The sequence below is a fragment of the Enterobacter cloacae complex sp. ESBL7 genome, from assembly GCF_041679625.1.
GTDB lineage: Bacteria > Pseudomonadota > Gammaproteobacteria > Enterobacterales > Enterobacteriaceae > Enterobacter > Enterobacter asburiae_B.
On the sequence record NZ_JBGORN010000001.1, the window covers coordinates 1,278,456 to 1,302,623 of the forward strand.

Consider the following 24,168-nt stretch of genomic DNA (forward strand, 5'->3'; position numbering starts at 1 on the left):
CATGTTTTTACCGCTTCGCTTGCGCGATTTATCGGTTCTGGCAGTGAATTTAAGGTAAATATCACTGTCAGTGACGTCGATCGCTTATTTTTCACAGATAAAGTAAGAAATAGTGTTTTCTGGCGGTAGATCACGGGCGCTATTTTCAGTAGGTTATAGACAGTTTGTTACTGTTTTATTTTCCGGGGTTAATCATCTCTCGTCGCTCGCGCGATGGCGAAAATTGATACAAACCGCGGGCATTTATCGATAAACCATCATCAAAAACCGATGGAAGGGAAAACTATGCGTATTGGGGTACCAAAAGAACGGTTAGCCAATGAAACCCGCGTAGCGGCAACACCGAAAACGGTGGAGCAACTGCTTAAACTGGGTTTTACGGTCGCGGTTGAAAGCGGCGCGGGCAAACTGGCGAGTTTCGATGACGAGGCCTTTATCCAGGCCGGCGCGGAAGTGGTCGACGGTGCTGACGTCTGGCAGTCGCCGGTGATTCTGAAGGTCAACGCACCGGAAGAGAATGAGATTGCGCTGCTGAATCCGGGAACGACCCTGGTGAGCTTCATCTGGCCTGCGCAAAACCCGGAGCTGATGGAGAAGCTGGCGGCCCGCGGCGTGACCGTGATGGCAATGGACTCCGTGCCGCGCATTTCGCGCGCGCAGTCGCTGGATGCCTTGAGCTCCATGGCAAACATTGCCGGCTACCGCGCTATTGTTGAAGCGGCCCACGAGTTTGGTCGCTTCTTTACCGGTCAAATCACCGCCGCGGGTAAAGTGCCTCCGGCGAAAGTGATGGTGATTGGCGCGGGCGTGGCGGGCCTTGCCGCAATCGGTGCGGCAAACAGCCTGGGCGCTATCGTACGCGCCTTTGACACCCGTCCTGAAGTAAAAGAACAGGTCCAGAGTATGGGCGCCGAATTCCTTGAGCTGGACTTTAAGGAAGAAGCAGGCAGCGGCGATGGTTACGCGAAGGTAATGTCCGAAGCCTTTATCAAAGCCGAAATGGAACTCTTCGCCGCCCAGGCGAAAGATGTCGACATTATTGTCACCACCGCGCTTATCCCGGGTAAACCGGCGCCGAAGCTGATCACCCGTGAGATGGTTGACTCCATGAAGCCGGGCAGCGTGATTGTCGACCTGGCCGCCCAAAACGGCGGTAACTGTGAATATACCGTTCCAAATCAGGTAACCACGACCGCTAACGGCGTGAAGGTGATCGGCTATACCGATCTGCCGGGCCGCCTGCCAACGCAGTCTTCTCAGCTCTACGGCACCAACCTCGTCAACCTGCTGAAGCTGCTTTGCAAAGAGAAAGACGGCAACGTCACCGTTGATTTCGACGATGTTGTTGTGCGCGGCGTCACGGTGGTCCGTGAAGGTGAAATTACCTGGCCTGCGCCGCCTATTCAGGTTTCTGCTCAGCCTCAGGCGGCAACGAAAGCGGCACCTGAGCCAAAAGAACCTGCCAAACCCGCTTCTCCATGGCGCAAATACGCGATCATGGCGCTGGTGATTATTCTGTTCGGCTGGCTGGCTGACGTTGCGCCAAAAGAGTTCCTCGGCCACTTTACCGTCTTCGCGCTCTCCTGCGTCGTGGGCTACTACGTGGTGTGGAACGTCTCCCATGCGCTGCATACGCCGCTGATGTCGGTAACCAACGCCATCTCCGGGATCATCGTGGTGGGGGCGTTACTGCAGATTGGTCACGGCGGCTGGATCAGCTTCCTGAGCTTTATCGCGGTGCTGATCGCCAGTATCAATATTTTCGGTGGTTTCACCGTGACTCAGCGCATGCTGAAAATGTTTCGTAAAGGCTAAGGGGTAGCATATGTCTGGAGGATTAGTGACAGCTGCATATATTGTTGCTGCAATCCTGTTTATTTTCAGTCTGGCGGGGCTTTCCAAACACGAAACGTCTCAGCAGGGGAATAACTTTGGTATCGCCGGGATGGCGATTGCGCTGATTGCCACCATCTTCGGGCCGGATACCGGCAACGTGGCGTGGATCCTGGTGGCGATGATCATCGGCGGCGCGATTGGTATTCGCCTGGCAAAACGCGTTGAAATGACCGAGATGCCGGAGCTGGTTGCCATTCTGCACAGCTTCGTCGGTCTGGCGGCGGTGCTGGTGGGCTTCAACAGCTACCTGTATCACGAGCCGGGTCTGGAACCGATTCTGGTGAACATCCACCTGACGGAAGTGTTCCTCGGTATCTTCATCGGTGCGGTGACCTTCACCGGCTCTATTGTGGCGTTCGGCAAGCTGCGCGGGAAGATCTCCTCTAAACCGCTGATGCTGCCAAACCGTCACAAGCTGAACCTCGCGGCGCTGGTGGTGTCGTTTGTACTGCTGGTGGTCTTCGTGCGTACCGAAAGTGTCGGCCTGCAGGTACTGGCGTTGCTGGTAATGACCATCATCGCGCTGGCGTTCGGCTGGCACCTTGTGGCGTCCATCGGCGGTGCGGATATGCCGGTGGTTGTCTCGATGCTGAACTCCTACTCCGGTTGGGCGGCAGCGGCGGCAGGCTTTATGCTGAGCAACGACCTGCTGATCGTCACCGGTGCGCTGGTGGGCTCTTCCGGTGCGATCCTGTCTTACATCATGTGTAAGGCGATGAACCGCTCGTTCATCAGCGTTATCGCCGGTGGTTTCGGGACCGATGGGTCTTCTTCCAGTGCGGATGAAGAAGTGGGTGAGCACCGTGAAATTTCTGCGGAAGATACCGCAGACATGCTGAAAAACTCGCACTCCGTGATCATCACTCCGGGCTACGGCATGGCGGTGGCGCAGGCGCAGTATCCGGTTGCGGAAATCACCGAGAAGCTGCGAGCGCGGGGCATCAAGGTTCGCTTTGGTATTCACCCGGTGGCAGGGCGTCTGCCAGGCCACATGAACGTGCTGCTGGCGGAAGCGAAAGTGCCTTACGACATCGTGCTGGAAATGGATGAGATCAACGATGATTTCGCCGACACCGACACCGTGCTGGTCATTGGCGCCAACGATACCGTTAACCCTGCTGCACAGGACGACCCGGGTAGTCCAATCGCAGGTATGCCTGTTCTCGAAGTGTGGAAGGCGCAGAACGTGATCGTCTTCAAACGCTCCATGAATACCGGCTATGCCGGGGTTCAGAACCCGCTGTTCTTCAAAGAGAACACCCACATGCTGTTTGGCGATGCCAAAGCCAGCGTGGATGCGATTCTGAAAGCGCTGTAAGTTGCGCTGAAACGAAAAAACCGCCGAATTCGGCGGTTTTTTTATTGCCGGTGGCGCTGACGCTTACCCGGCCTACGGTTTTGTAGGCCCGGCAAGCCTGCGCCGCCGGGCGTCAGGCGTTAATCGTCTTCAGGATCGTCCAGCTCAACCGGCGTCTGATACTCATCCGGCTTAATGACCAGCAGGTCGCAGCGCAGATGGTCGATCACCTGTTCGGCGGTATTGCCGAGGAAGGCGGCAGAAATACCGGTTCGGCCAATGGTGCCCAGCACCACAATCCCCGCCTGCAGGTGTTCCGCCAGGTCCGGGATCACCTCTTCAGGCAGGCCTTTTTCCACGTGAGTCATTTTCTCATCGATGCTGAATTTCTGGCGCAGCGCTTTCATGGCCAGCAGGTGCTGACCGCGGATCGCGTCGTTGTACACGCTCGGGTCAAATTCAGGCAGCTCAATGGCAATGTTAATCGGGGTGACCGGATAGGCGCCTACCAGATGCACTTCGGTATGATTCACCTGGTCAGCAAGCTGGATGGTCTCCTTCACCAGCTTCTCGTTCAGCGAATTGTGGTAATCCTCTTCGCTCGCGAGGTTTACCGCCACAACGGCTTTCCCGCCTTCAGGCCACGGCTGGTCTTTCACCATCCAGACCGGGCAAGGGCATTTGCGCAGCAAGTGCCAGTCGGTCGGGGTGAAAATCACGGATTCCAGCTTGTCGTGCTGGTGAGCCATCTTCAGCAGCAGGTCGTGCCCGCCGGCGACAATTTCCTGGATGATGGCTTCGAAAGGTCGGTTATGCCAAACCACTTTAATATCAATGGGCACGCCCGCTTCCAGGTAATACTTCGCCTGTTCACGGATCCACGCGGTACGCTGGCTGATGACGCCCTGACGCATAGCGGTGCGCTCGTCAGGCGACAGAAGGGTGGTCATCTCATACGAGAAGTCATAGATCGGCAAAAACGCTTTGATTTTGCCACCAATCCGTTGATGTAAATACACAGCACGTCGTAATGCCGGCTGATCGTCCTGATTCGGATCGATAGCTACCAGCATGTTTTGATACTTGGCCATACAGGTCTCCTTACTACTGTCACCACAGTCTGTAATTAAAAGAGTAACCTATATATCCTGAATGAAACAGAGGGGAGGTTTTGCCAGATCAATAATTCATGAAAATTTATCAGAGGAAAAGTACCGTCGTCGTCACCGCGATAAACGCAATAAACAGCAGCACCATCACCGCTATCGCAAAGGTCGTGGAATCCTGGACGTAGGTTTTTTCTTCCCCCTTCATCGGGCCGACAAGCATGATCCAGATGAAGATAAAGGTCACAGAGGCAATCACGACTGAAACGAAAAACAAACTTTCTCTCAATTCATAACCTCAACGAGAACCTTTCGGGCGCTGTGTGGGGACGTGCTACGGTGAAAATATCTTGAAACGGAAGTGATTACACCAGACCAATAAATCACTAGAATTTATGGTCTGGTCATCAACATGCGGAGAGTTACGCCACGTTGCGGGCGTGCCCGGCAAGAACGGCAAGCGCTTCACCGTTTTCGATAGTGATGTATTTACCTTTAACGGCCAGCATCCCGCTTTTCTGGAAACGGCCCAGCAGACGGCTGATGGTTTCCACGGTCAGACCCAGGTAGTTGCCGATATCGCCACGCGTCATCGTCAGACGGAATTCACGCGGCGAGAAGCCACGCTCGGCGAAGCGGCGGGAGAGGTTGTAGATAAACGCGGCCAGGCGCTCTTCAGCGTTCTTTTTAGAAAGCAGCAGAATCATGTCCTGATCGCCTTTGATCTCACCGCTCATCAGACGCATCATCTGCTGACGCAGGTTAGGCATCTTACCGGACAGATCGTCCAGGGTTTCAAACGGGATTTCGCAAACCATTGAGGTTTCGAGTGCCTGAGCAAAGCTCGGGTGATGGCCCGTGCCGATGGCATCAAAGCCCACCAGGTCGCCCGCCAGATGGAAGCCGGTGATCTGCTCATCACCCTGTTCGGTGATGGTGTAGCTCTTGATGGTGCCAGAACGGATAGCATAGAGCGATTTCAGTTCGTCTCCCGCTTTAAACAGCGTCTGCCCTTTCTGAATAGGCTTTTTGCGCTCGATGATATTATCAAGCTGATCGAGTTCATGCTCATTCAGGGTAAACGGGATACAGAGCTGGCTGATGCTGCAATCCTGGCAATGGATAGCACAACCGCCAGACTGAATGCGTCGTATAATTCGCTTTTCCGGGATCATAGGTTTGCTCAAGCCTTAATTGATATTGGTCAATTTTAACATCTTTTTGGTAAGTACGTAAGCCTGACAAACCCTCAATAAGGACAAGAGACGGCAACGTGTCGCCATCTTCTTGAAATTCCACAGCTTGATTATGGATTTTTAGCCTAACCGGAAGAAAATTAAGCACAAAAAGCCTGGCAGCTAGAGCAGGAGATACCCTTCGTGACGCAGCAACCACTCTTTTCGCTGCACGCCGCCGGCATAGCCTGTCATGGTGCCGTTGCGGCCAATGACGCGATGGCACGGCACCACGATGCTGACCGGGTTAGAGCCGTTGGCGGCACCCACCGCGCGTGCGGCGCCTGCGCGGCCTAGCTGTTCCGCGAGCTGGCCGTAATGCATGACCTGCCCGCAGGGAATGGACCGCAGCGCCTGCCACACTTCGCGCTGAAAAGGCGTGCCTGCCGTGGCGGTTGGCAGAGTATCAATGATGCTGAGATCGCCTTCGAAGTAGGCGGCAAGCTTGTCGCTCAGCCCGCCCGGGTTGGTGGCGCGGATACGTTCATACCCCTGCGAGCGGTAGTGAACATTGAGCAGTTCTTCCATCCGGTCGCTGTGCTCTTCCCATTCGACGGCGCGCAGGCAGAACTGCTCGTCCGCGATCACCCACAGCGGCCCGAGCGGCGTCGCAATCTTATCTTCGAGTAATCTCAGCATCCTCATTCCTTTAGTTCAGCCTCGGGTAAATCCCCGGCCCAATCGGCAGGCCGACAAGATACCATGCCACCAGCATCACCAGCCATACCCCTAAAAAGATAAGCGGGTAGGGTAAAACCAGCGAATAGTAGGTACCCAGTTTGGCCTCGGGTTTATAGCGCTGCAGGAAGCCTAAAAACAGCGGAACAAACGGCGAAACCGGCGCCAGCGGTATCACCGAGGAGTCCGCGATGCGGAACAGGATCTGCGCGAAAGCCGGGTGGAACCCCAGCATCATAAACATCGGCACGAAGATCGGGGCCAGAATCGACCAGATGGCGGAGCCGCTGGCGATAAACATGCACAGCAGGGATGACAGCAGCGCCAGGCCGACAAACGCCGGTACGCCGCTTAGCCCGGCCGCCTCCAGCGCGTCGGTCAGGCCCACGGCCATAAACTTGCCCATGTTGCTCCAGTTAAACATCGCCACAAACTGCGCCAGCGGGAACACCATCACGATAAATCCCGCCATCTCTTTCATCGGCTCGATCATCAGCTGCGGCAGATCGCCCTGACGGCGGATCTTACCGGTCGCGATACCGTAGGCGAGCGAAACGACAAAGAAGAAGAGGATAATCAGCGGCACGATGCCCTGAATAAACGGCGACGGCAGGACGGTATGTTTAACCGGATCGCGCAAGATGCCGTTTTCTGGCACCACCATCAGCGCCACCAGCGCGATAAAGGCCAGCGAGACAACGCCCGCCACGCGCAGGCCGAAGCGCTGCTCTTTGCTCAGGGTTTCCAGCTTTTCATCGCTACGGCCTTCCCATTTACCCAGCCGCGGCTCGATGATTTTATCGGTAATCAGCCCGCCGACAATCGTCAGGACAATCACTGAGCTCGCCATAAAGTACCAGTTGTCGATCACGCTGACGTGCATTGCCGTATCAATGGTCTTCGCCGCCTCCGTGCTGATGCCAGAGAGCAGCACGTCGGTGGTGACGATCAGCAGGTTAGCGGTAAATCCGCAGCCCACGCCCGCAATCGCCGACAGCAGGCCCGCCACGGGATGACGCCCGACGGCGAGGAAAATCAGCGCGCCCATCGGCGGCATGATCACCAGCGCGGCGTCTGAGGAGATATGGCTGAAGAAGGCGATAAACAGCACCATATAGCTGGCGTAACGCGCGCTGACGTGAGAAGCCATCTTCACCATTAATGCGGGCAGCAAGCCCACGCGTTCCGCCAGCCCGGCGCCCAGCACCAGCGCCAGAATGGCGCCCAGCGGGGCGAAGCCGCTGAAGTTTTTGATGACGTTGGGTAAAAACCAGTGCAGCCCGTCAACGCTGAGCAGGTTTTTTACCGCCACCAGGCTGCCGTCGGCCGGGCTGCGCACGCTCACGTCAAAGGCGGAGAGCACGGCGGTGGCGACCATTAAAATCACAATCAGATAGATAAACAGCAGGAAAGGGTGCGGTACTTTATTGCCGATCCTTTCAACCCAGCCATAGAGCTTACCGGATGGGGAATGCGAAGGTATGGATGACATACTCATGGGCGTTCCTCGGGAGTGTTGTGTTGTTGTGTCGTGTTTTTTTATTTTAAAGGTGACGGTGTCACGCCCTGTGGGATCGGACACACGTACGGTTTTTCTTGTATTTGTTGTTCGAACTCTTCACGGCATTTTTTCAGCAGCGCCGCGTCCTGCAGCAGATTGAGCGCGGTTGCCCCCATCACTTTTCCGGCCAGCAGCATGCCTTTGTGGGCAATGGAGGTACGCCCCTGCGCTACCAGCTGCCAGGTGTGCAGCGGCGTGCCGACGGTAAAGCAAGGGCTGAAGCACTGGGCGACCGGCATTTTCCAGCTGACGTCGCCCACGTCGGTTGAACCCGCCAGCACGTTGTCGGTGGTGGCGTAAGGCGCGACTTCATCCACCAGCAGCGTCTCCTGATGACGACGGGCAAAGGCTTTACCCGCGTCACCACCCGTTGCGGCAATATTTTTCAGGCTGTTTTGCAGATCGTTGGGCGTCAGGGTGGCGCGGATCTCGCGGGCAAAGTCGCGTTCTTCGGCGGTCCATTCTGGCGTGCCGTAGTGCTGCAACGCGCGATACATCGCCGCTTCAAGCGTGCGGTTCGGCAGGTAGCTGGAGCAGGCTTTATCAAAGCGGCACTCGACGGTGGTTTCGGTCATCATCGCTGCGCCCTGGGCGATTTTCTCGATGCGTTCGTAGATCTGCTGCGCATCGGCCATCTCCGGGGCGCGGATCAGGTACAGCACCTCCGCCTGCGCCTGCACCACGTTGGGCGAAATCCCGCCGGTGTCGGTGATGGCGTAATGGACGCGCGCTTTCTCAATGATGTGTTCGTTAAGGAAGTTGGTGCCGGTGGTCATCAGCGTCACGGCGTCGAGCGCGCTGCGTCCCAGATGGGGGGAGTTGGCCGCGTGTGCCGCCACGCCGTGAAAACGCCAGGCTGCCTGAATATTCGCCAGCGTGCTGACGTTAAACATCCCGGCGAAGGCTTCCGGGTGCCAGGTGACGGCGGCATCAACGTCATCAAACAGGCCTTCGCGCACCATAAAGGTTTTCCCGGAGCCACCTTCCTCGCCGGGACAGCCATAAAAACGCACCGTTCCGCTGCCGCCGTGCTGCTCCAGCCAGCTTTTCACCGCCAACGCGCCCGCAAGCGCTGCGGTGCCTAAGAGGTTATGCCCGCAGCCGTGGCCGTTGGCTCCCGGCGTGGCGGATTGCGCCGTCGCGCAGTGCGCCTGCTGGCTTAGCCCGGCCAGCGCGTCGTATTCGCCCAGCAGGGCGATGACCGGTTTCCCGCTGCCGAAGCTGGCGATAAAGGCATTTGGAATACCGCCGGCCTCGCGCGTCAGCGTGAAGCCCTCGGCCTCCAGCTCGCTGGCCAGCCGTTCGGCGGACCAGAACTCTTCAAAGCGGGTTTCAGGACGATCCCAGATCGCGTCGGCAATATCGGTTAACGTCCGACATCGCGTGTCGATCGCATCGGCAATAAAAGCGTAGTTCTCCTGCATTACACACCTCGCGTCCACGGGAAATTGAGTGCAGTTCGCGCCAGCGTTTCAATGGCAATCGCCATGACCTGCTCATCGAAGTCGAATTTTTCGTTGTGATGTCCGGCGCTCAAATCCGTGCCGAACACCATATAGGACGCCATGCCGCCGTTCTCCTGCACGCGGGCCATCATCAGCGTGGCGTCTTCGGAACCCGCTGGCGCTTTCACCTTATCGATGGCGTGAATAACCCCGGAAACCTGGCTCGCCTGTTCGCGCAGGTAATCCACCCACGCCGGTGTCGGCGCGCTGGACGTCGCGGCGCCCATCAGGCGCATCTCGGCGCGCACGCCGTAGAGCGCCGCTGCGCCGGTAATGACCGCCTGCGCGCGTTCAAAGACGTACTGATTAATGGCTTCGGTTTCGCCGCGCGTTTCAACCTTTATCAGGGCATTGGCGGGCACCACGTTGCGTCCGCTGCCCGCCTGCATCACCCCGACGTTCACCCGGGAGGCGCCGTCGCTGTGCGGGGCGATGCTGTGCAGGGCGAGGGCGGCCTGCGCGGCGGCGAGCAGGGCGTTACGTCCGTCCTCCGGCTTACCGCCTGCGTGTGCGGCAACGCCGGTAAAGTTCACGTCGAACTTGGTGGTCGCCATAAAGTTATCGCTGCCGCAAATCACCGTTCCGGCTGGCACGCCGGTACCGATATGGATGGCCGTGAAATAGTCCACGTCATCCAGCGCCCCGGCGGCAACCATGGCGCGCGCCCCGCGGGTGCCTTCTTCGGCTGGTTGGAAGATCAGCTTGATGGTGCCGTTGAGCTGCGCGTCATTCTGCTTAAGCACCTGCGCCAGCCCCAGACCAATAGCGGTGTGGCCGTCGTGCGCGCAGGCGTGCATCATGCCCGCGTTGCAGGAGGCAAACCCGTCGCGGAACGGGCGATGGCTTTCATCCAGCGCTTCGCTTAAGTCAAGGGCATCCATGTCGACGCGAAACGCCAGGGTCGGTCCAGGACGCCCGGTATTGAGGGTCGCCACAATGCCGGTAAACCCGCCTTCGAACGGCGCCAGCCATTTCTCAGGCGCGCCCTGCGCCCGCGCGCGGGCAAACTCCTGCGCCAGGGTAGCGGCATCGGGCAGCCCCATCCGGCTTTCGGCATCGACGACGTCGCGGCCCATCGCCAGTTCGTAACCCAGCGAGTCGAGGATTTCCGCGACTTTCGCGGCCGTTCGAAACTCTACCCAGCCGGATTCCGCAAAATGGTGAAAATCGCGACGCCATGCGCTCAGCTGCGGGGATAATGTCTGGATGTACTGCGCCAGTGTGTCCATATCTGTTCCTGTCATCATTAAAATATGTGAACTGCTTCACGCTGTGATAGTTTTTACTTATCACTAACCGATTTTCCACAGTTTTAACCGTTCAGGAATTACCCTCGCACATCCCTTTCCATTAAAGTAGATGACAGTTTCTTTACTCTGATAAACAACGGTTATCGGTCGGGCTATGACATTCCAGATTAAATTTCATCAAATCCGGGCGTTTGTTGAGGTTGCGCGTCAGGGCAGCATTCGCGGTGCCAGCAGGACGCTGAATCTTTCCCAGCCGGCGCTGACCAAATCCATCAAAGAGCTGGAGGAGGGCATGGCGGCGCAGCTTTTCGTGCGCAGGAGTAAAGGCGTCGCGTTGACCGAATGCGGTGAGGGTTTTTACCAGCGCGCCAGGTTGATTCTGGAAGAGCTGCGCGCGGCGCAGGATGACATCCGTCAGCGGCAGGGGGAACTGGCCGGGCAGATCAACATCGGAATGGGGGCCAGCGTTTCACGCACGCTGATGCCCGCCGTTATCACCCGCTTTCATGCGCAGCATCCGCAGGTCAAGGTGCGGATTATGGAAGGGCAGCTGGTGTCGATGATCAATGAATTACGCCAGGGCGAGCTGGACTTCACCATCAACACCTATTATCAGGGGCCTTACGACCAGGAATTTACGTTTGAAAAGCTCTTCGAAAAACCGTTTGCGGTATTTTGTCGGGAGGGGCATCCGGCAATGGGGGCAACGTCAATTAATGAACTCCTGAATTATAACTGGACAATGCCGACGCCGCGGGGAAGTTATTATAAGCAATTAGAGGAGGTATTTAGTCATCGTTCGCAAATACCGCGAATTGGTGTGGTTTGCGAAACATTTTCTTCCTGTATTAGCCTGGTCGCGCAAAGTGATTTTTTAAGCATATTGCCGCAGGAGCTGGGCTGTGACCCGCTGCTGGCGCACCGTCTGGTCATGCTGCCGGTTGTCGAATCGCTTCCTAAAGCAACATATTATTTAATTCAGCGCCGTGATTCACGTCAGACTCCCCTTGCTGAGTCATTAATTACGCAGTTCAGAAGGGAAGCGAGAAAAATAATCGTCGCGTGAAATGCAGATTAAAAAAAACAGGATCTGCCCGACATCAGACAGACCCTATAGTACACACAGCAGTGCGTCCTTTCGCCAATCCTGGGTATTATTTCCATGAGGCAGGTATATTTAGGTATAACACCTTTTCTGAAAAATGAAAGGCGGGCGAGTGATTGATTTCACGAAATTTTAACATAAATCACGTATTTTACCTTTGCTGAAATTTTAGTTAAGTATGATTTAAATCTATTTAATAATTACTATATATATTCATCAGGTTAATATTATTGCCGCGCATTGCCCCGTAACGGTGATTGAGGCCGGTCTCTGGCGCAGGTATAGTACAGTCCTCAGATGTAGCCGGAGGATGTCCATGAACCCTGACGACAAATCATTTTTTCTTGACGCCATGGAAGATGTCCAGCCCCTGAAGCGCTGCGCGGATATTCACTGGCAGCCCAGCCGCAATACGCGGACGCGCGAGGAGGTGGATAGCGAACAGCTGGATAACTTCCTGACGCTGGATTTTCTTGACATGCTTCCCCTGGAAGAACCGCTGGCGTTCCAGCGCGAAGGGGTACAGCAGGGCGTTATTGATAAGCTGCGCTCGGGGAAATATGCCCGCCAGGCCAGCTTAAACCTCCTGCGCCAGCCCGCCGAACGTTGCCGTCAGATGCTCTATTCTTTTATTCGCCAGGCCAGACGCGACGGGTTACGCAATCTGATTATCATTCACGGGAAAGGGCGCGAGCAGAACTCGCATCCCAACGTGGTGCGCAGCTATCTGGCGCGCTGGTTAACCGAGTTCGAGGAAGTGCAGGCCTTCTGCGTGGCGCTGCCGCATCACGGCGGCAGCGGGGCATGTTATGTTTCACTGCGAAAATCAGATGAGGCAAAACGGGAAAACTGGGAGCGGCACGCCAAGCGCAGCCGCTAGCGGGCGATCTCCTCGCCCGCCGGTGACTCAGAACGTTTCCCAGTTGCTGTCGGTGGAGGCGGTTGTCGTCGCCGGGCGCAGCAGCTGTGGCGTTTTCAGACTGGCGGGGCGCGGGGCGACCGCTTTTTCTTTGCCGTTCAGACGAAACGCCGCTACCGCCTGGCGCAGCTGCTCGGACTGATCTTCCAGCGCCGCAGCCGCCGTGGCGGACTCCTGTACCAGCGCGGCGTTTTGCTGCGTCACGCTGTCCATCTGCGAAACGGCCAGGCTCACCTGCTCAATACCGCGGCTCTGCTCGTCAGAGGCTGATGAAATCTCACCCATGATATCGGTCACGCGGGTGACTGCGGCGACAATTTCCTTCATGGTGGTGCCAGCCTCGCTGACCTGCTCAGAACCGGTATTCACCTGGCTGACGGAGTTCTCGATAAGCCCTTTGATCTCTTTCGCCGCCTGCGCGCTGCGGCTCGCCAGCGTACGGACTTCACCTGCAACAACCGCAAAACCACGGCCCTGTTCCCCGGCGCGTGCAGCTTCCACCGCTGCGTTAAGCGCCAGAATGTTGGTCTGGAACGCGATGCTGTCGATCACGCCGGTAATATGCGCAATTTGCTGCGAACTGTCGGCGATTTCGTTCATGGTGCGAACCACGTTGTCCACGACGTGACCGCCGCGCGCGGCCGTTTCAGAGGCGTTTTTCGCCAGCAGCGTGGCCTGACGGGCGTTATCGGAGTTCTGCTTAACCGTCGCGGTCAGCTCTTCCATGCTGGCGGCGGTCTCTTCGAGCGAGGCGGCCTGCTGCTCGGTGCGGGCGGAAAGATCGTTGCTCCCTGCGGCAATTTCGCCTGCGCCGGTGTAGATGGAGTCCGTACTTCCCCGTACGGCGCTGACGGTGGTCACCAGCGACTGCTGCATCTCATGCAGGCCCGCGGCCAGCTGGCCCATCTCATTGCGACCAGAGATAGCGATCTCCTGCGTCAGGTCGCCCCCTGCAATGGCGCGAATATGGTTCATAATGGAGTGGAGGGGTTTTAACAGCAGGTGCTGTAAACCCTGCCAGATGACCACCAGAACCGCGATAACGGCCAGCAGAATAGCCGCCAGCGTCCACTGCATCTGCGTGAAGCTGCTCTGGTTCTCTTCGGTTGCGGCCTGCAGCAGGGTGTTGTTTTCGGCGCGCCAGCGGTTATAGACCGCTTCCATCTCGTCCTGCGCCTGCTGGGCGTCCAGATCGCCATAGGCCTGATAGTTGTCGGCACGCAGATACTCAATCGATAAGCGCATCACTTCGTGCATCTGGTTCCAGGACTTCTGCATCTCGTCGGTTAATGCCGCCTCCTGGCCGTTAACCTGCGGCAGCTTCTGCCACTCTTTGTTATAGGCTTCGGCTTTTGCCAGCGAGTCGGCTGCGGTGCCAAGCAGCTTATTGATCGCCGCAAGGGAAGCCGGGTCGCGCTGGTTTTTCAGGTAGCGGATCGCCACGCGGGTGACGGTGACGCGCGTTTTCACCAGCGTGTTCACGCTGTCGCTCAGGCTTTCCTGCTGGGCATTGAGCACGCCGGAATTCTGGAAGTTATGGCGATCGTTGCTGACGGCAGAGTAGAACAACCCTCCCGTGACAACTTGCAGCAGACAGAATATGGTGAGGGCAAAGATAATACCGGTAATCACGTGCAAATTTTTCAGCATAGCGGTCGTCCGTTAGAAAGGATGCAGAGGTACACCAATACTATCGTCGTATAGAATTTAAACTTTAATTTAACTCGCGCTTAACTAAGGGCTCCGGTGAGGAACCTGTTGTAAATCCGGATCATTTTTATGAGGAAGGTTAACATGAGCAGCATTGATAAAAGCGGGACGTACGCGCTCGGGACGCGGACGGTAAAACGACTGGGCTACGGTGCGATGCAGCTCGCCGGGCCGGGCGTCTTTGGTCCACCGAAGGATAAGCAGGCCGCGCTGGACGTGCTGCGCGAAGCGGTGGCGGCGGGGGTGAACCACATTGATACCAGTGATTTTTATGGTCCCCATGTCACTAACCAGCTGATCCGCGAGGCGCTTCACCCTTATCGGGACGATCTGACGCTCGTCACCAAGATTGGCGCCCGTCGCAACGACAAAGGTGCCTGGCTGCCGGCCTTTTCCGCGCAGGAACTGACTCAGGCGGTGCATGACAACCTGCGTAATCTGCAGCTGGACGTGCTGGACGTGGTGAATCTGCGGATCATGTTTAGCGCACACGGGCCGGCGGAAGGGTCGATTGCTGAACCGCTCTCCACCCTGGCCGAATTACAGCAGCAGGGTCTGGTGCGTCATATTGGCCTGAGCAACGTCACGGCCACCCAGGTTGCGGAAGCCCAGAAAATGGTTCCGGTGGTGTGCGTGCAGAACATGTACAACATTGTGAACCGGGGTGACGACGCGCTGGTGGATCTGCTGGCGCAGCAGGGGATCGCGTATGTGCCGTTCTTCCCATTGGGAGGCTTTACGCCACTGCAATCTTCCGGGCTGAAGGCCGTCGCGGATTCACTGGGCGCAACGCCAATGCAGGTTGCGCTGGCATGGCTGCTGCAGCGTTCCCCGAATATTCTGCTGATCCCTGGTACCTCTTCCGTGGCGCATCTGCGGCAAAACCTCGCGGCGGGGGAGCTGCGTTTGCCGCCTGAAGCACTGGAAACGCTGAATTCGCTGAGGGATTAAAAGTGACACGCGCAAAGCCTGGAGGGTGCTTCCGGCTTTGCGCGCTTAGGCTCCTGTCTGACTTTTCTGCCTGTGAAGCGCTAACGCTTCCGCCACAATCTCCTGCTTGCTCTTACGCGTCTCAAAGGCGGTGGTTCTGATGTACTCCATCAGATCGGGATCGATGCGGGCGCTCAACATCCTGAGATCGGCCTCCTTTGCCAGACCGCGTGCAACACGCTTGTCTGGATAGTCACGGGCGGGCATGGAAAATATTCTCCAGTAAGTCTTGTTAATTCGTTCGGTAAAATATGCTTTTATCTGACTTAAAAGTCAATGTGTAGTTATTTCATAGTGATGTTATTTTTTATAAGTCATAAACCAGATGACTTTTATATGACTTGTGCTGTCAGGCCTGTTAACGGCGGGCAACGTTGCTAAATTAAAACCGCTCAAACTTCAACGCGTTTGGGTTCGCCTTTGGAAATGACCTTGATCCTTGTCCATAATCCGTAATACTGTATTTATATACAGTATCTGGCGAGAAAGGCATTATGGACACTCTCTTTTCTTATCACCCAAAACAAGACATTGAATTACCTTTGTTTTTAGAACGCGTTGCCTGTGGTTTCCCCAGCCCGGCGCAGGATTATGTGGAGGATCGTCTCGATCTTAACCGGCTGGCAGTCAGACACCCCAGTGCGACCTATTTTATCAAGGTGAGCGGAGACTCCATGATTGGGGCGGGGATCGGCGATGGCGATCTGCTGGTGGTCGATCGTTCGTTAAATGCCGAACACGGGGATATCGTCGTGGCGTCGGTCGCCGGTGAGTTTACGGTGAAAGAGCTACAGACCCGTCCGGTTCTGAGACTTCTGCCGCATAATGCCCGCTATCAGCCGATTACCTTTCAGTCCGAAGAGGAGCTGCAGATCTTCGGCGTCGTCACCCACACGCTCAAAACGCATAAACATGTTCGCGCTGGTTGATGTGAATAGCTTTTACGCCTCCTGCGAGCGGGTCTTCCGCCCCGATCTGCAGGGGAAACCCATCGTGGTGGTTTCCAATAACGACGGCTGCATTATTTCGCTGTCGCGGGAGGCAAAGCAGTTCGGCATAAAAATGGGTGAGCCGTATTTTAAATTCAAAGAAAAGCTATACCCGTCAAAAGTTTACGTCTTTAGCTCGAACTATGCGCTGTATGCCGATCTCAGCAGTCGGGTCATGCAGACGCTGACCGATCTCGCCCCGGCAATAGAGATTTACTCCATCGATGAGGCGTTCGTGAACGTTTCAGGGGTCAGCCACTGCCTGTCGCTGGAAGCGTTCGGTCACCAGATGCGCACAGAGGTCTTAAAAAATACGGGCCTAAACGTTGGCGTCGGTATTGCCCCGACCAAAACGCTGGCGAAGCTGGCCAACTATGCGGCGAAACGCTGGGCCAGCACGGGCGGCGTGGTCGATCTCTCAGGCCGCGAGCGGCAGCGTAAGCTGCTGGCAAAGGTTCCGGTAGAGGAGGTGTGGGGCGTAGGGCGGCGCATCACGAAAAAGCTCAACGCTATGGGCATCACCACGGCGCTGGAGCTGGCGGAAGCGTCATCCTGGGTCATCCGCAAACATTTCAACGTGGTACTGGAGCGGACGGCCCGCGAGCTGCGCGGTGAGCCCTGTCTTGATCTGGAGGAGTTCACCCCCACCAAGCAGCAAATCATCTGTAGCCGTTCGTTTGGACACCGTATTACGCAGTACGAGGAGATGCACCAGGCCATTTGCGCCTACGCGGAACGCGCTGCGGAAAAACTGCGCGGCGAGCATCAATACTGTCGTTTTATCAGCGTATTTGTGCGCACCAGCCCGCACGCGGATAACGAAATTTATTACGGCAATCAGGCTTCCGTCACCCTGATGACGCCCACCAATGACTCACGGGATATCATCCGCGCCGCCACGGAGGCGCTGGGGCGTATATGGCTCGACGGCTATCGCTATATGAAAGCCGGGGTCATGCTGGCGGACTTTTTCAGCAGCGGCGTCGCCCAGCTGAATTTGTTTGACGATAATCGCCTGCGCGCCAACAGCGCGGCGCTGATGGAGATGATGGACAGCCTGAATCATTCCGGCAAAGGGAAGATATGGTTTGCCGGGCAGGGGATTGAGAAATCCTGGGCGATGAAGCGTGAGATGCTGTCACCGGCCTATACGACGCGGTACGCCGATTTGCCGGTGGCGAGGTAGACGATCGTTGCGTTATTTCTTTTGCGTCAACCAGGTTGCCGCAGCCGTCAGCACGCCGATCAGCGGCATTTCGCCCGCTCCGGCCAGGAAGTTATGGCGATCGATCTCGTTATTTTTACGGATATCGGCAAGGCGGGTAAGCGCCTCTTTTTCATCCGCGGCGCCGATCTCCTCAAACTGTTTTTCAAACCCCTGAGCGATGAGCTGAGCGGCCGCATCGGTGTTTGCGCTTTCGATCGCAATGAGGTTCGGGCCTTTTTGGAAAAAACAGTAATCCGGCATAAGTGCTCCAGAAAGAGGAGGATACGGTAAAAACACTCTATTCCTGGCGGTTAAAAAATGCACGTGATTTATGGGGGAACAATCAGTTTTTCTTGAGTATTTCAGGCAGTAACTGTTCGATCACGCTGACGACCTTTCTGACGCGCTGCGGAATAAAGCGGGCGTCGGGATAGACGGCATAGAGGAAGCGATCGGGTAACCGCCAGTCGGGCAGCACCGGTACCAGCGTGCCCGCCTGCAGCGCCCCGGCCACGAGCGGTCGCTGCAGGCCGCCGATTCCGATGCCTGACTCCAGCGCCTGCAGCAGCGCGTCGCTGGTGTTGGCACGGAAAACGGTATTCACGTTGACCTCGACCGTTTCCTCGTCAGAAATCAGGCGCAGAGGGGCATCCAGCGGAATACCGCTGAACCGTACGTGTGGCAGCGTCGCCAGCTCGCTGACGGCGTGTACCGCCTGAAAACCGGGAGCGGCGAACAGCGCGGCTTCAATACGCGCCAGCACGCGAGCCGCGTGCGCTTGCGGAGGCTCACTGCCCAGCCGTATCGCGACATCCACGCCCTCCGTCACCAGATCGGCAAGGCGGTCATCCAGGGAAATCATCAGCTGCAGTTCGGGATGCAGGCGCTGCAGCGCCAGCAGATGCGGCAAAACGATCTGCCCCAGGCCGCTCGGTAGCTGGACATGGACGCGTCCCTGAACGCGATGGTCGGCAGGATGTAAACGCCTTTCCGCTTCACCCATGGCGTCCAGCACAAGCTGCATATCACGCCGGTAACGTTCACCCTGTTCGGTCAGCTTCATCGTACGCGTCGTACGGTGCAGCAGCACCACGCCAAGCTCATCCTCAAGCGCCGCGATCTATTGACTGACGGCGGACTGCTTAATGCCGGTCTGACGGGCGGCCGCCGAAAACGAGCCCGCTTCAGCGACGCGTAGAAAGGTAGAAATGGCGGTGAGCTTATTATTCATTTAATGATTCTGCTTATAAGTGCCATCGGTTTCAGGGGATATCTCCAGAAAAAATAATAGATCACACTGCGTCTGTCACCCTTTCCGGAGAAACACCATGAATAAGATGCAGCAACACAACGTCGCCCTGGTCGCGGGCGCCAGCGGCATTGTCGGCAGACAGCTGGTCAATACGCTCCTGCACCATCAGTGGGAGGTGATTGGCCTCAGTCGCCGCGAGGTAACCCACCCGGACGGCATTCCCATGGTGAACGTCGATTTACTGGATGCGCAGGACACCGCGCGGGCGCTGCACGCCCTGAACGGTGTCACCCACATCTTTTACAGCGCCTGGGCGAATGCGGCGAACTGGACGGACATGGTTGAGCCGAACGTCACCATGCTGCGTAATCTGGTCAGCACCCTCGAAAAAACGGCGCCTTTGCAGACGGTAAGCCTGATGCAGGGGTACAAAGTCTATGGTGCGCATCTGGGGCCGTTTAAAACCCCGGCGCGGGAAAGCGATCCCGGCGTGCCGGGTGCCGAATTTAACGCCGCGCAGCTTGCGTGGCTCAGCCAGTTTCAGCGGGGGAAACGCTGGCACTGGAATGCCATCAGGCCGGGCGTGGTGGGGAGCCCGGTACCGGGCAATGCCATGAACCTTGCGCTGAGCATCGCCCTGTACGCCTCCCTGTGCAGGGCGCAGGGTTTACCGCTGCGTTTTCCCGGTTCGGAACAGGCCTGGCACAGCATCGTTGACCATACCGACGCCGGGCTGCTGGCCGAGGCAACGCTGTGGGCCGCCGCGTCACCTGCGGCACAGAATCAGGCGTTCAACGTGAACAATGGCGATATCTGGCGCTGGAGCGAGCTGTGGCCGCGCATCGCACGCTGGTTTGAACTGGACCCTGCGCCGCCGGTGAGGCTGTCATTTCATCAGCTGTTTAACGACTATCGCGGCGTATGGCGCGAGCTTGCCGGGGAAGGGCTGGTAGAAGCGGATATTTTGCAGCTGAGCGACGGCCATTTTGCCGATTTTGTCTTTGGCTGGAATTACGACATGTTTGGTGACGGGAGCAAGCTGCGCAGGGCGGGCTTTACGCAAATGCAGGCGACCGATGAGATGTTTTTCAGCCTGTTCGCGCAGCTGAGAGCCGCGCGGATTATTCCCTGATGAACCCTGGGCGTCCTGGGGCAGGCCAGGACGCCGGGTGCTTACTCAACCGTTAACGCATTCACAACTTCGGCCACGCTTTTCACGCTGCGGATGTTCCCAATCCCCGTGCCGAGCGCGATGTAGCCTTCATCGGTATTATCTTCCAGCATGCCCAGGCGCAGGCCCCGTAATCCTCCCATCGCCTTGCCCAGCGCGTCGTTGCTTGCGCCAGCTTTATCCATCGCCGCCAGTTTTTCCGCCAGCTTGCCGGGAAGAGCGCGGTAATAATGGGGCACGGTGCGGAAAAGCAGCAAATCGAGACCGTTGGCGGCAACGATTTTCTCTTTGACCCCCTGCGGCACGCGGCTTTCTTCCGTGCTGATAAAGACCGACCCGGCAAAAACGCCTTCCGCACCCAATGCATGGGCCGCTCTGGCGGTGCGATTGTCGGTAATGCCGCCCGCGGCCATCACCGGAATGTGCTTCACGGCATCGGCAATCAGCGGCACGATGGAAAAGGTGCCAAGCACCGTTGCGGGTAACGTCCCGCCCTCATCAAAACCGGTGGCGACGATAATGTCAGCCCCCATTTCTTCTGCGAGGCGGGTGTTCTCAGGCGTTGGGTTGATGTCGCGGTAGATAATGGCGATACCCGCCTCTTTTAACTCGCTGAACAGGGAGGGAATAATGCTGCCTTCCCCGTAGCCCGTATACACCACGGCCCTGACGCCTTCGTCTTTCACCACCTGAAGAATAGGCCCAGTCCAGACGTCATTAACGGCCGTGGGGATCAGGTTCACGCCAAAGGGTTTCTCGGTCAGCCGTTTGGTTTTACGAATTTCTTCGCGCATTTTTTCGGCGGTTTCTTCCGGCGTGGAGACCGCGGTGTCGGCGGTTAAACCGGCATTGGGCCCCAGCACGCCGAGCCCTCCGGCATTGCTGACCGCTGCGACCAAGCGGGCATCGGTGAGCCAGGATAACGGCCCCTGAATAACAGGTTTTTCGATGCCCAGGATCTGACAAATACGGTTATTTTTCATAGCAGACTCTCCCTCACGTTTGAATGGGGAAGAGTGTAGGGCGGAGGATTGTTAGGAAAAATAGCCAAAAAGATTCATCACTGTTATAAAATTAATAACAATAATATTATTCTGCTCGCGACAAAAACGTCCCTTATGCAAATAAACCTCTTTGAAGCTCTTCGAATTTTTATTGAAATTGTCGAGTCAGGCAGTCTTAGCCAGGCGGCGGAGAATCTGCAGATCCATCGTCCGGCAGTCACCAAAGCGTTACAGCTTCTGGAGCAGCACAGCGGCACGCGCCTACTGCAGCGCACAACGCGTCAGATTAGCCTGACCCCGGATGGGGAAGCGTTTTATCGCCGGAGTAAACCCCTGCTGGCGCAGGCGGACGAATTGCTGGAGTCGTTTGGTACGGACCGGGCAATACGCGGCCAGCTGCGTGTGGATATGCCGGTCTCTTTTGCCACGCTGCGGGTGATACCCAATCTGCCTGATTTTTATCGTCAGCATCCTGAGATCGACATCATTCTGAGCAGCTCTGACCGCCGTCGGGATATGCTGCGGGATGGCCTGGACTGCGTGCTGCGCGTGGGAGAGCTGGAGGACGGTGACTACATCGCGCGTAAAATCGGGAACATCAAAATCACGACCTGTGCCAGCCCGGCCTGGCTGGCAAAACACGGTATGCCAGAAACGCCGGATGATTTACGCAAGCATCAGGCCATCAACTGGATTAATAACCGCAGCAGACAAATTCATCCGTGGACGTTTACCACGCCAGAAGGCATCGCGGAGATTACCCTGCCCGGTAAGCTTGTCGTGGATAACTCCGAGGCCTACATCGCGGCAGGCCTTGCCGGGCTGGGGTTAATGCAGGGGATGAATCTCTTTCTCCAGCCTTACATTGACCGCGGTCTTATGGTTGAAGTCCTGCCGGACTATCGCTCGCCGGACCGCAAGCTGTCACTGCTCTATCCACACCGCCACCTCTCCCGCAAGGTGCGGGTCTTTACCGAGTGGCTGGAGAGTCTGGTGTGAAAGCGGCCAGCTCGTGACACAGCGCGCCAATCTGTTCCACGGCGTTCAGCAGGCGGGGCGTGGGTTCGTTTGCGCAGTTCAGCCGCAGAAAGTGCGTTAACTCTGCGGCAGGTGAAAACAGGGGGCCAGGGCTGACGCCAATGCCCAGCGCCAGCGCGCGACGGTGCACCTCCAGCGCGTTGACCCGCTGAGGCAGTTCAACCCACAGCAGGAAACCGGCAGCGGGCACGTTAACGCGCGTACCGGGCGGAAAGCTCGCCTTGACCTGCGCCACGACGGCGCGAACGCCCTCTGCGATCCGACGCTTCAGCCGCCGCAGATGGCGATCGTAGACGCCGCTCGCCAGAACGTCGCTCGTCGCCGCTTCCAGCAGCGGGGCGCCAGCCCATTCTCCGGCCATGCGGGCCTGTAAGACCTGCGGGGAGTAGCGTCCGGCGGCGATCCAGCCGATTCGCCATCCGGGTGCAAGCGTTTTAGACAGGGAGCTGCAGTAAATCACATTCCCGCTCTGGTCGAACGCCTTGCAGGCCGGAGGGCGTTGCCCCTCGCCGACCAGGTCACCGTAAACATCGTCCTCAATTAAAGGAATTTCAGCCTCTTCAAGCAGGGCAACCAGTTCCTGCTTGCGCGGGACGGGCATGCTGGCACCCAAAGGATTTTGTACCGTGGGCGAGGCCAGAACGGCAACAGGACGGTGGCGGCGAATGGCGTCCGCGAGCGGTTCCAGCAGCAGGCCTTCCACAGGGTCGGTGGGGATCGCTAAAGCCTTCAGGCCTAAATCCTCCAGCAGCAGGAGCGTGCCAAAGTAGGCTGGCTGCTCAATCGCCACGACATCACCCGGCTGGCACACGGCCCGAAGGGCCAGGCGCAGCGCCTGCGTCGCGCCTGCGGTAATAATGAGATCGTCCGCGCCGAACCGGGCTCCCCACTGGGCAGAGCGCGCGGCAATCTTGCTTCGCAAATCCCGCCTTCCCGGAGGCAGGCTGTAGCTCTGTCCATGCGCGTCCAGACGACGGCCCGCAGAGTGCAACGCCCGCTGCAGGGCATCTCCCGGCAGCCACGCGGGATCGGGCAGGGCGGCGCCCAGCGGGATCAGCCGGGCTTCTGCACTGCTGAACAGCGACCGGGCCACGGCGGACAGGGTGACGGGGACCGGGCCCGGCGTGGAGCGCACGGGCTCCGCGCGCGCAGGCTGGCTGGTCTGGCGGATGTAATAGCCTGAACGCGGGCGCGCAACGATCAGCCCTTCAGCCTCAAGGCAGCGAAGGGCCTCCAGCGCCGTCGGAAGGCTAACGCGCTCGCGTTCGGCCAGTTTGCGCGCGGAGATCATCCTGTCACCGGCGCGCAGCGCGCCGGACGTAATGGTAAGACGCAGCATATCCGCAATACGGCGATAGTGAGGAGAGGACTGGGACGGGGCAGACATGGGTAACTGTTCAGGCTAATTTTCGATAAAACTGACTATACAGCCAATGATGCGCGCCATCTATAGTGTCCGGCATGTTCAGGACAAGGAGGCATTATGCACAGCGATAACTTCAACATTTCCACCTATTTCAACCGCATAAACTACACCGGACCGGCGGCTGCCGATACGGCCACCCTGCATGCGCTGATGCGCCATCAGCTCTTTTCAGTCCCCTTTGAGAATCTGGACGTGCAGGCGGGCAAAGTTGTCTCGCTGGCGCCAGACGATATCGCCGATAAGGTGTTAACGCAGGGGCGCGGCGGCTACTGCTATGAGGTAAACGGGCTTTTTGCCATGGCGCTGGCGGCGTTAGGGATCCCTTACCGCTTCGTGGCGGCGCGCCCGATGTTCTACCCCGCGCGGCGGCCGAAAACCCACATGGCGATCGTCGCTGAGGTAGATAGCCGACAGTGGCTTTGCGACCTCGGTTTCGGCAGCTACGGCATTCGTGCGCCGATGGCGCTGGATACGCTTGATGTGGATATCACGCAGGATTTCGATACGTTCCGACTGAGCCGCAGCGCGGAGGGTGAGTATCTGCTTGAGGCGAAGGTTGAGGGAGAGTGGGCCCGGCAGTACGGCTTTGATCTCACCCCTCAGGAATGGATTGACTTCGTTCCGGCCAACTACCTTAACTCCACGCACCCGGATGCCATCTTTGTGCAGAAGCGCGTGGTGGTGCAGCACAGCCCGGAAGGACGCCAGATTTTACTGGGCGATATGCTGAAAACCATCACGGCGAACGGCACTGAAACGCGGCAGCTGGCGGAGGAGGAAATCCGCCATGTCCTGAAGGATCGTTTTGCGCTGACCGCCGCGTAATCTG

The 24,168-nt window shown here is 57.5% G+C and carries 22 protein-coding genes and 1 pseudogene; 10 read left to right on the forward strand and 13 right to left on the reverse strand.

Annotated elements, in window-relative coordinates:
* Positions 1-285: 285 nt before the first annotated feature.
* Both pntA and pntB read left to right on the forward strand, forming a co-directional pair.
* The gene (gene pntA / locus ACERY3_RS06410; protein WP_121931364.1) at positions 286-1,815 is read left to right on the forward strand and encodes a Re/Si-specific NAD(P)(+) transhydrogenase subunit alpha; all 1,530 of its coding nucleotides are present in this window, start codon (positions 286-288) and stop codon (positions 1,813-1,815) included.
* Between the two features lie 10 nt (positions 1,816-1,825).
* Positions 1,826-3,214 (forward strand): Re/Si-specific NAD(P)(+) transhydrogenase subunit beta, encoded by a 1,389-nt coding sequence (pntB, locus tag ACERY3_RS06415; protein ID WP_032668239.1) that lies wholly within the window; start codon positions 1,826-1,828, stop codon positions 3,212-3,214.
* A 119-nt stretch (positions 3,215-3,333) separates the two neighbouring features.
* On the opposite strand, the gene uspE is transcribed toward pntB, so the two are convergent.
* The 7 genes from uspE to ACERY3_RS06450 all read right to left on the reverse strand — a co-directional run bounded on the left by uspE (position 3,334) and on the right by ACERY3_RS06450 (position 10,507).
* Entirely contained in the window at positions 3,334-4,284 is a 951-nt protein-coding gene (uspE, locus tag ACERY3_RS06420) for a universal stress protein UspE (RefSeq protein ID WP_023335478.1), read from the reverse strand.
* A gap of 109 nt (positions 4,285-4,393) precedes the next feature.
* On the reverse strand, positions 4,394-4,576 hold the full coding sequence (locus tag ACERY3_RS06425; protein WP_014883604.1) for a hypothetical protein: 183 nt from the start codon (positions 4,574-4,576) through the stop codon (positions 4,394-4,396).
* Between the two features lie 145 nt (positions 4,577-4,721).
* Positions 4,722-5,474 (reverse strand): fumarate/nitrate reduction transcriptional regulator Fnr, encoded by a 753-nt coding sequence (fnr, locus tag ACERY3_RS06430; RefSeq protein WP_006174991.1) that lies wholly within the window; start codon positions 5,472-5,474, stop codon positions 4,722-4,724.
* A 183-nt stretch (positions 5,475-5,657) separates the two neighbouring features.
* Positions 5,658-6,173 carry a methylated-DNA--[protein]-cysteine S-methyltransferase gene (ogt, locus tag ACERY3_RS06435; protein WP_039262722.1) on the reverse strand — a complete coding sequence of 172 codons (516 nt, stop codon included), beginning with the start codon at positions 6,171-6,173 and terminating at the stop codon, positions 5,658-5,660.
* A 10-nt stretch (positions 6,174-6,183) separates the two neighbouring features.
* Positions 6,184-7,710 carry a p-aminobenzoyl-glutamate transporter gene (gene abgT / locus ACERY3_RS06440; RefSeq protein WP_048980415.1) on the reverse strand — a complete coding sequence of 509 codons (1,527 nt, stop codon included), beginning with the start codon at positions 7,708-7,710 and terminating at the stop codon, positions 6,184-6,186.
* A gap of 41 nt (positions 7,711-7,751) precedes the next feature.
* Entirely contained in the window at positions 7,752-9,197 is a 1,446-nt protein-coding gene (locus ACERY3_RS06445) for a M20 family metallopeptidase (protein WP_058840738.1), read from the reverse strand.
* Entirely contained in the window at positions 9,197-10,507 is a 1,311-nt protein-coding gene (locus ACERY3_RS06450) for a M20 family metallo-hydrolase (protein WP_240608409.1), read from the reverse strand. The genes ACERY3_RS06445 and ACERY3_RS06450 overlap by 1 nt, the downstream gene beginning before the upstream one ends.
* A 175-nt stretch (positions 10,508-10,682) precedes the next feature.
* On the opposite strand from ACERY3_RS06450, the gene ACERY3_RS06455 reads away from it, so the two are divergent.
* Both ACERY3_RS06455 and smrA read left to right on the forward strand, forming a co-directional pair.
* Complete coding sequence (locus ACERY3_RS06455) at positions 10,683-11,594, forward strand: LysR family transcriptional regulator (protein ID WP_373225293.1); 912 nt, start codon at positions 10,683-10,685, stop codon at positions 11,592-11,594.
* A gap of 355 nt (positions 11,595-11,949) precedes the next feature.
* A complete protein-coding gene (smrA, locus tag ACERY3_RS06460; protein WP_373225294.1) occupies positions 11,950-12,513 on the forward strand; it encodes a DNA endonuclease SmrA in 564 nt (187 codons plus the stop codon).
* Between the two features lie 27 nt (positions 12,514-12,540).
* Here smrA and ACERY3_RS06465 read toward each other — a convergent pair whose 3' ends face one another.
* The gene (locus tag ACERY3_RS06465) at positions 12,541-14,202 is read right to left on the reverse strand and encodes a methyl-accepting chemotaxis protein (protein ID WP_373225295.1); all 1,662 of its coding nucleotides are present in this window, start codon (positions 14,200-14,202) and stop codon (positions 12,541-12,543) included.
* A 144-nt stretch (positions 14,203-14,346) separates the two neighbouring features.
* Between ACERY3_RS06465 and ACERY3_RS06470 the strand changes: the two genes are divergently transcribed.
* Positions 14,347-15,213, forward strand: a complete 867-nt coding sequence (locus ACERY3_RS06470; RefSeq protein ID WP_048976938.1) for an aldo/keto reductase family oxidoreductase — start codon at positions 14,347-14,349, stop codon at positions 15,211-15,213.
* A gap of 45 nt (positions 15,214-15,258) precedes the next feature.
* On the opposite strand, the gene ACERY3_RS06475 is transcribed toward ACERY3_RS06470, so the two are convergent.
* A complete protein-coding gene (locus ACERY3_RS06475) occupies positions 15,259-15,459 on the reverse strand; it encodes a hypothetical protein (RefSeq protein ID WP_023311485.1) in 201 nt (66 codons plus the stop codon).
* Positions 15,460-15,746: 287 nt separating this feature from the next.
* Between ACERY3_RS06475 and umuD the strand changes: the two genes are divergently transcribed.
* Both umuD and umuC read left to right on the forward strand, forming a co-directional pair.
* Complete coding sequence (umuD, locus tag ACERY3_RS06480; RefSeq protein WP_029740280.1) at positions 15,747-16,181, forward strand: translesion error-prone DNA polymerase V autoproteolytic subunit; 435 nt, start codon at positions 15,747-15,749, stop codon at positions 16,179-16,181.
* Positions 16,165-17,427 carry a translesion error-prone DNA polymerase V subunit UmuC gene (gene umuC, locus ACERY3_RS06485; protein WP_373225296.1) on the forward strand — a complete coding sequence of 421 codons (1,263 nt, stop codon included), beginning with the start codon at positions 16,165-16,167 and terminating at the stop codon, positions 17,425-17,427. Before umuD ends, umuC begins: the two co-directional genes overlap by 17 nt.
* Before the next feature lie 12 nt (positions 17,428-17,439).
* Here umuC and ACERY3_RS06490 read toward each other — a convergent pair whose 3' ends face one another.
* Entirely contained in the window at positions 17,440-17,709 is a 270-nt protein-coding gene (locus tag ACERY3_RS06490; RefSeq protein WP_373225297.1) for a hypothetical protein, read from the reverse strand.
* Positions 17,710-17,791: 82 nt separating this feature from the next.
* Positions 17,792-18,679: pseudogene (locus ACERY3_RS06495) on the reverse strand (LysR family transcriptional regulator).
* A gap of 97 nt (positions 18,680-18,776) precedes the next feature.
* Between ACERY3_RS06495 and ACERY3_RS06500 the strand changes: the two are divergent.
* Positions 18,777-19,832 carry an SDR family oxidoreductase gene (locus ACERY3_RS06500; protein WP_373225298.1) on the forward strand — a complete coding sequence of 352 codons (1,056 nt, stop codon included), beginning with the start codon at positions 18,777-18,779 and terminating at the stop codon, positions 19,830-19,832.
* Positions 19,833-19,873: 41 nt separating this feature from the next.
* On the opposite strand, the gene ACERY3_RS06505 is transcribed toward ACERY3_RS06500, so the two are convergent.
* A complete protein-coding gene (locus ACERY3_RS06505) occupies positions 19,874-20,854 on the reverse strand; it encodes a nitronate monooxygenase family protein (RefSeq protein ID WP_039262705.1) in 981 nt (326 codons plus the stop codon).
* Between the two features lie 135 nt (positions 20,855-20,989).
* Between ACERY3_RS06505 and ACERY3_RS06510 the strand changes: the two genes are divergently transcribed.
* Positions 20,990-21,874 carry a LysR family transcriptional regulator gene (locus ACERY3_RS06510; RefSeq protein WP_373225299.1) on the forward strand — a complete coding sequence of 295 codons (885 nt, stop codon included), beginning with the start codon at positions 20,990-20,992 and terminating at the stop codon, positions 21,872-21,874.
* Here ACERY3_RS06510 and ACERY3_RS06515 read toward each other — a convergent pair.
* A complete protein-coding gene (locus ACERY3_RS06515) occupies positions 21,846-23,300 on the reverse strand; it encodes a PLP-dependent aminotransferase family protein (RefSeq protein WP_373225300.1) in 1,455 nt (484 codons plus the stop codon). The two genes, ACERY3_RS06510 and ACERY3_RS06515, sit on opposite strands and share 29 nt — an antisense overlap.
* Positions 23,301-23,396: 96 nt before the next feature.
* Between ACERY3_RS06515 and ACERY3_RS06520 the strand changes: the two genes are divergently transcribed.
* On the forward strand, positions 23,397-24,164 hold the full coding sequence (locus ACERY3_RS06520) for an arylamine N-acetyltransferase (RefSeq protein WP_373225301.1): 768 nt from the start codon (positions 23,397-23,399) through the stop codon (positions 24,162-24,164).
* Positions 24,165-24,168: the final 4 nt, after the last annotated feature.

Excerpts from the sequence above, each read along its gene's own strand:
- pntA (WP_121931364.1), top strand. The coding sequence starts at position 286 with ATGCGTATTGGGGTACCAAAAGAACGGTTAGCCAATGAAACCCGCGTA.
- pntB (WP_032668239.1), top strand. The coding sequence starts at position 1,826 with ATGTCTGGAGGATTAGTGACAGCTGCATATATTGTTGCTGCAATCCTG.
- uspE (WP_023335478.1), bottom strand. The coding sequence starts at position 4,284 with ATGGCCAAGTATCAAAACATGCTGGTAGCTATCGATCCGAATCAGGAC.
- fnr (WP_006174991.1), bottom strand. The coding sequence starts at position 5,474 with ATGATCCCGGAAAAGCGAATTATACGACGCATTCAGTCTGGCGGTTGT.
- ogt (WP_039262722.1), bottom strand. The coding sequence starts at position 6,173 with ATGCTGAGATTACTCGAAGATAAGATTGCGACGCCGCTCGGGCCGCTG.
- abgT (WP_048980415.1), bottom strand. The coding sequence starts at position 7,710 with ATGAGTATGTCATCCATACCTTCGCATTCCCCATCCGGTAAGCTCTAT.
- ACERY3_RS06445 (WP_058840738.1), bottom strand. The coding sequence starts at position 9,197 with ATGCAGGAGAACTACGCTTTTATTGCCGATGCGATCGACACGCGATGT.
- ACERY3_RS06450 (WP_240608409.1), bottom strand. The coding sequence starts at position 10,507 with ATGGACACACTGGCGCAGTACATCCAGACATTATCCCCGCAGCTGAGC.
- ACERY3_RS06455 (WP_373225293.1), top strand. The coding sequence starts at position 10,683 with ATGACATTCCAGATTAAATTTCATCAAATCCGGGCGTTTGTTGAGGTT.
- smrA (WP_373225294.1), top strand. The coding sequence starts at position 11,950 with ATGAACCCTGACGACAAATCATTTTTTCTTGACGCCATGGAAGATGTC.
- ACERY3_RS06465 (WP_373225295.1), bottom strand. The coding sequence starts at position 14,202 with ATGCTGAAAAATTTGCACGTGATTACCGGTATTATCTTTGCCCTCACC.
- ACERY3_RS06470 (WP_048976938.1), top strand. The coding sequence starts at position 14,347 with ATGAGCAGCATTGATAAAAGCGGGACGTACGCGCTCGGGACGCGGACG.
- ACERY3_RS06475 (WP_023311485.1), bottom strand. The coding sequence starts at position 15,459 with ATGCCCGCCCGTGACTATCCAGACAAGCGTGTTGCACGCGGTCTGGCA.
- umuD (WP_029740280.1), top strand. The coding sequence starts at position 15,747 with ATGGACACTCTCTTTTCTTATCACCCAAAACAAGACATTGAATTACCT.
- umuC (WP_373225296.1), top strand. The coding sequence starts at position 16,165 with ATGTTCGCGCTGGTTGATGTGAATAGCTTTTACGCCTCCTGCGAGCGG.
- ACERY3_RS06490 (WP_373225297.1), bottom strand. The coding sequence starts at position 17,709 with ATGCCGGATTACTGTTTTTTCCAAAAAGGCCCGAACCTCATTGCGATC.
- ACERY3_RS06500 (WP_373225298.1), top strand. The coding sequence starts at position 18,777 with ATGAATAAGATGCAGCAACACAACGTCGCCCTGGTCGCGGGCGCCAGC.
- ACERY3_RS06505 (WP_039262705.1), bottom strand. The coding sequence starts at position 20,854 with ATGAAAAATAACCGTATTTGTCAGATCCTGGGCATCGAAAAACCTGTT.
- ACERY3_RS06510 (WP_373225299.1), top strand. The coding sequence starts at position 20,990 with ATGCAAATAAACCTCTTTGAAGCTCTTCGAATTTTTATTGAAATTGTC.
- ACERY3_RS06515 (WP_373225300.1), bottom strand. The coding sequence starts at position 23,300 with ATGTCTGCCCCGTCCCAGTCCTCTCCTCACTATCGCCGTATTGCGGAT.
- ACERY3_RS06520 (WP_373225301.1), top strand. The coding sequence starts at position 23,397 with ATGCACAGCGATAACTTCAACATTTCCACCTATTTCAACCGCATAAAC.